The 5410-nt window shown below is 54.4% G+C and carries 2 tRNA genes and 3 rRNA genes; all 5 read left to right on the top strand.

What is annotated here, in order from left to right:
* The first annotated feature begins 117 nt into the window (after positions 1–117).
* The 5 genes from U5760_RS31455 (at position 118) to rrf (ending at position 5410) form a co-directional block, all read left to right on the top strand.
* Positions 118–1648: ribosomal RNA gene (locus tag U5760_RS31455) — 16S ribosomal RNA — on the top strand.
* Positions 1649–1714: 66 nt separating this feature from the next.
* Positions 1715–1791 (top strand) — tRNA-Ile (locus tag U5760_RS31450).
* Positions 1792–1838: 47 nt separating this feature from the next.
* Positions 1839–1914, top strand: a tRNA-Ala gene (locus tag U5760_RS31445).
* A gap of 295 nt (positions 1915–2209) precedes the next feature.
* A 23S ribosomal RNA gene (locus U5760_RS31440) occupies positions 2210–5090 on the top strand.
* Positions 5091–5296: 206 nt separating this feature from the next.
* A 5S ribosomal RNA gene (gene rrf, locus U5760_RS31435) occupies positions 5297–5410 on the top strand.
* The 16S, 23S and 5S rRNA genes sit together here with 2 tRNA genes alongside, the layout of an rRNA operon.

Genomic DNA, 5410 nt, shown 5'->3' with positions numbered 1-5410 from the left:
GCGAAAGTATCAAGAGTCTCACACTAAAGTAAGTCAGGTTTTTGAATTTATTCTGAAACCTGTCAGCTTTGAGTGAGCGACCTGCCTCGAGAGAGGCAGAAAACAGTAACAGGTATTGAACTGAAGAGTTTGATCCTGGCTCAGATTGAACGCTGGCGGCATGCCTTACACATGCAAGTCGGACGGCAGCGCGGGCTTCGGCCTGGCGGCGAGTGGCGAACGGGTGAGTAATACATCGGAACGTGTCCAGTAGTGGGGGATAGCCCGGCGAAAGCCGGATTAATACCGCATACGATCTCTGGATGAAAGCGGGGGACCTTCGGGCCTCGCGCTATTGGGGCGGCCGATGGCGGATTAGCTAGTTGGTGGGGTAAAGGCCTACCAAGGCGACGATCCGTAGCTGGTCTGAGAGGACGACCAGCCACACTGGGACTGAGACACGGCCCAGACTCCTACGGGAGGCAGCAGTGGGGAATTTTGGACAATGGGGGCAACCCTGATCCAGCAATGCCGCGTGTGTGAAGAAGGCCTTCGGGTTGTAAAGCACTTTTGTCCGGGAAGAAATCCCCTGCCCTAATACGGCGGGGGGATGACGGTACCGGAAGAATAAGCACCGGCTAACTACGTGCCAGCAGCCGCGGTAATACGTAGGGTGCGAGCGTTAATCGGAATTACTGGGCGTAAAGCGTGCGCAGGCGGTGATGTAAGACCGATGTGAAATCCCCGGGCTCAACCTGGGAACTGCATTGGTGACTGCATTGCTCGAGTATGGCAGAGGGGGGTGGAATTCCACGTGTAGCAGTGAAATGCGTAGAGATGTGGAGGAACACCGATGGCGAAGGCAGCCCCCTGGGCCAATACTGACGCTCATGCACGAAAGCGTGGGGAGCAAACAGGATTAGATACCCTGGTAGTCCACGCCCTAAACGATGTCAACTGGTTGTCGGGCCTTCATTGGCTTGGTAACGTAGCTAACGCGTGAAGTTGACCGCCTGGGGAGTACGGTCGCAAGATTAAAACTCAAAGGAATTGACGGGGACCCGCACAAGCGGTGGATGATGTGGATTAATTCGATGCAACGCGAAAAACCTTACCTACCCTTGACATGTACGGAAGTCCGCTGAGAGGTGGATGTGCCCGAAAGGGAGCCGTAACACAGGTGCTGCATGGCTGTCGTCAGCTCGTGTCGTGAGATGTTGGGTTAAGTCCCGCAACGAGCGCAACCCTTGTCCCTAGTTGCTACGCAAGAGCACTCCAGGGAGACTGCCGGTGACAAACCGGAGGAAGGTGGGGATGACGTCAAGTCCTCATGGCCCTTATGGGTAGGGCTTCACACGTCATACAATGGTCGGAACAGAGGGTTGCGAAGCCGCGAGGTGGAGCCAATCCCAGAAAACCGATCGTAGTCCGGATCGCAGTCTGCAACTCGACTGCGTGAAGCTGGAATCGCTAGTAATCGCGGATCAGCATGCCGCGGTGAATACGTTCCCGGGTCTTGTACACACCGCCCGTCACACCATGGGAGTGGGTTTTGCCAGAAGTGGCTAGTCTAACCGCAAGGAGGACGGTCACCACGGCAGGATTCATGACTGGGGTGAAGTCGTAACAAGGTAGCCGTATCGGAAGGTGCGGCTGGATCACCTCCTTTCCAGAGCTCATCGCTCGTTCGCGTTAAAGCGCTCACACTTGTCGGCTGTAGAAAAGACAGACTCAGGGGTCTGTAGCTCAGTCGGTTAGAGCACCGTCTTGATAAGGCGGGGGTCGTTGGTTCGAATCCAACCAGACCCACCAATTTGTCTGCGGTGGCTGACTGGAGATTCCCCTGGGCATGTATGACTGGGGGATTAGCTCAGCTGGGAGAGCACCTGCTTTGCAAGCAGGGGGTCGTCGGTTCGATCCCGTCATCCTCCACCAATCCTCAATGCACAGCGTTCTGCAGCAATACTGCAGAACCCTTCGCATTGGCGATTGAGCCAGTCAGAGCGGTAGGGGTAACACCCTGCCGGCTGTCGTTCTTTAACAATCAGGAAGAAGTAGTAAAGAGATTCATCCGGAACACACTTAGAGATGGGTGTGGAGTAGGTGAATCAGGGTTGTGATTGTATCGAAGTATTTTTTAAGTGATCGAAAGATTGCTTTGGAATACGGCACAACGCGAAAACTCAACCTGTAGCGAGTGTGGCCCAGCAATGAGACACACCCGTTATAGGGTCAAGCGAACAAGTGCATGTGGTGGATGCCTTGGCGATCACAGGCGATGAAGGACGCGGTAGCCTGCGAAAAGCCCCGGGGAGCTGGCAAACAAGCTTTGATCCGGGGATGTCCGAATGGGGAAACCCACTCCGAATGGAGTATCCATGGCTGAATACATAGGCCATGTGAAGCGAACGCGGCGAACTGAAACATCTAAGTAGCCGCAGGAAAAGAAATCAACCGAGATTCCCAAAGTAGTGGCGAGCGAAATGGGAACAGCCTGTACTCTTTATCTGAACTGTTAGCCAAACGCTCTGGAAAGTGCGGCCATAGCGGGTGATAGCCCCGTAGGCGAAAACAGATTGGAAGAACTAGGTGTACGACAAGTAGGGCGGGACACGTGAAATCCTGTCTGAAGATGGGGGGACCATCCTCCAAGGCTAAATACTCGTGATCGACCGATAGTGAACCAGTACCGTGAGGGAAAGGCGAAAAGAACCCCGGGAGGGGAGTGAAACAGATCCTGAAACCGCATGCATACAAACAGTCGGAGCCTCGCAAGGGGTGACGGCGTACCTTTTGTATAATGGGTCAGCGACTTACATTCAGTGGCAAGCTTAACCGAATAGGGCAGGCGTAGCGAAAGCGAGTCCGAACAGGGCGATCAGTCGCTGGGTGTAGACCCGAAACCAGGTGATCTATCCATGGCCAGGTTGAAGGCACGGTAACACGTGCTGGAGGACCGAACCCACTAACGTTGAAAAGTTAGGGGATGAGCTGTGGATAGGGGTGAAAGGCTAAACAAACCTGGAAATAGCTGGTTCTCTCCGAAAACTATTTAGGTAGTGCCTCGTGTATCACCTTCGGGGGTAGAGCACTGTCATGGTTGATGGGTCCATTGCGGATTACGTCGCCATAGCAAACTCCGAATACCGAAGAGTGCAATCACGGGAGACAGACATCGGGTGCTAACGTCCGGTGTCAAGAGGGAAACAACCCAGACCGCCAGCTAAGGTCCCCAAATATGGCTAAGTGGGAAACGAAGTGGGAAGGCTAAAACAGTCAGGAGGTTGGCTTAGAAGCAGCCACCCTTTAAAGAAAGCGTAATAGCTCACTGATCGAGTCGTCCTGCGCGGAAGATGTAACGGGGCTAAGCCATATACCGAAGCTGCGGATGCGTGCTTTGCACGCATGGTAGGAGAGCGTTCTGTAAGCCTGCGAAGGTGCACCGGAAGGTGTGCTGGAGGTATCAGAAGTGCGAATGCTGACATGAGTAGCGATAAAGGGGGTGAAAGGCCCCCTCGCCGTAAGCCCAAGGTTTCCTACGCAACGTTCATCGGCGTAGGGTGAGTCGGCCCCTAAGGCGAGGCAGAAATGCGTAGCTGATGGGAAGCAGGTCAATATTCCTGCACCGACGTGAAATGCGATGGGGGGACGGATCGCGGAAGGTTGTCCGGGTGTTGGAAGTCCCGGTCGCTGCATTGGAGAAGGCGCTTTGGCAAATCCGGGCGCAGGATTCAAGGGTGTGGCGCGAGCTTCTTCGGAAGCGAAGCAACTGGAAGGGGTTCCAGGAAAAGCCTCTAAGCTTCAGTTTCACGTTGACCGTACCGCAAACCGACACAGGTGGGCGAGATGAGTATTCTAAGGCGCTTGAGAGAACTCGGGAGAAGGAACTCGGCAAATTGGTACCGTAACTTCGGGATAAGGTACGCCCCTGTAGCTTGACTGGCCTGCGCCAGAAGGGTGAAGGGGTTGCAATAAACTGGTGGCTGCGACTGTTTAATAAAAACACAGCACTCTGCAAACACGAAAGTGGACGTATAGGGTGTGACGCCTGCCCGGTGCCGGAAGATTAAATGATGGGGTGCAAGCTCTTGATTGAAGTCCCGGTAAACGGCGGCCGTAACTATAACGGTCCTAAGGTAGCGAAATTCCTTGTCGGGTAAGTTCCGACCTGCACGAATGGCGTAACGATGGCCACACTGTCTCCTCCCGAGACTCAGCGAAGTTGAAGTGTTTGTGATGATGCAATCTCCCCGCGGCTAGACGGAAAGACCCCATGAACCTTTACTGCAGCTTTGCATTGGACTTTGAACCGGTTTGTGTAGGATAGGTGGGAGGCTATGAAGCGTGGACGCCAGTCTGCGTGGAGCCGTCCTTGAAATACCACCCTGATCTGTTTGAGGTTCTAACCTTGGTCCGTGATCCGGATCGGGGACAGTGCATGGCAGGCAGTTTGACTGGGGCGGTCTCCTCCCAAAGGGTAACGGAGGAGTACGAAGGTACGCTAGGTACGGTCGGAAATCGTGCTGATAGTGCAATGGCATAAGCGTGCTTGACTGCGAGACTGACAAGTCGAGCAGGTGCGAAAGCAGGTCATAGTGATCCGGTGGTTCTGTATGGAAGGGCCATCGCTCAACGGATAAAAGGTACTCTGGGGATAACAGGCTGATACCGCCCAAGAGTTCATATCGACGGCGGTGTTTGGCACCTCGATGTCGGCTCATCTCATCCTGGGGCTGTAGCCGGTCCCAAGGGTATGGCTGTTCGCCATTTAAAGAGGTACGTGAGCTGGGTTTAAAACGTCGTGAGACAGTTTGGTCCCTATCTGCCGTGGGCGCTGGAAGTTTGAGGGGGCCTGCTCCTAGTACGAGAGGACCGGAGTGGACGAACCTCTGGTGTACCGGTTGTGACGCCAGTCGCATCGCCGGGTAGCTATGTTCGGAAGAGATAACCGCTGAAAGCATCTAAGCGGGAAACTCGCCTCAAGATGAGACTTCCCCGGGGACTTGATCCCCTTGAAGGGTCGTTCGAGACCAGGACGTTGATAGGTCAGGTGTGGAAGCGCAGTAATGCGTTAAGCTAACTGATACTAATTGCCCGTAAGGCTTGATCCTATAACAGGTGTGTGTCGACAGTCGTTAGTGCTTCAGCACTTACGAATGTCCCACCCTGCACGAAGTGCAGGGTCTCGGAACCACACACAGGTTGAGAGATCGGTGTTGTGCCACAAACAACACAACCCCAATTCAGCAACACCCTCTTTACCGCTTCTTCCCGATTGGCTGTGGCGCCCCTAAAGGCGACGCAGCAACCCGTCATGCCTGATGACCATAGCGAGTCGGTCCCACCCCTTCCCATCCCGAACAGGACCGTGAAACGACTCCACGCCGATGATAGTGCGGATTGCCCGTGTGAAAGTAGGTAATCGTCAGGC

Source organism: Paraburkholderia sp. J12 (genome assembly GCF_905220215.1).
GTDB lineage: Bacteria > Pseudomonadota > Gammaproteobacteria > Burkholderiales > Burkholderiaceae > Paraburkholderia.
The sequence above is the reverse complement of the archived record's forward strand: the minus strand, read 5'-3'. Positions and strand labels throughout refer to the sequence as shown.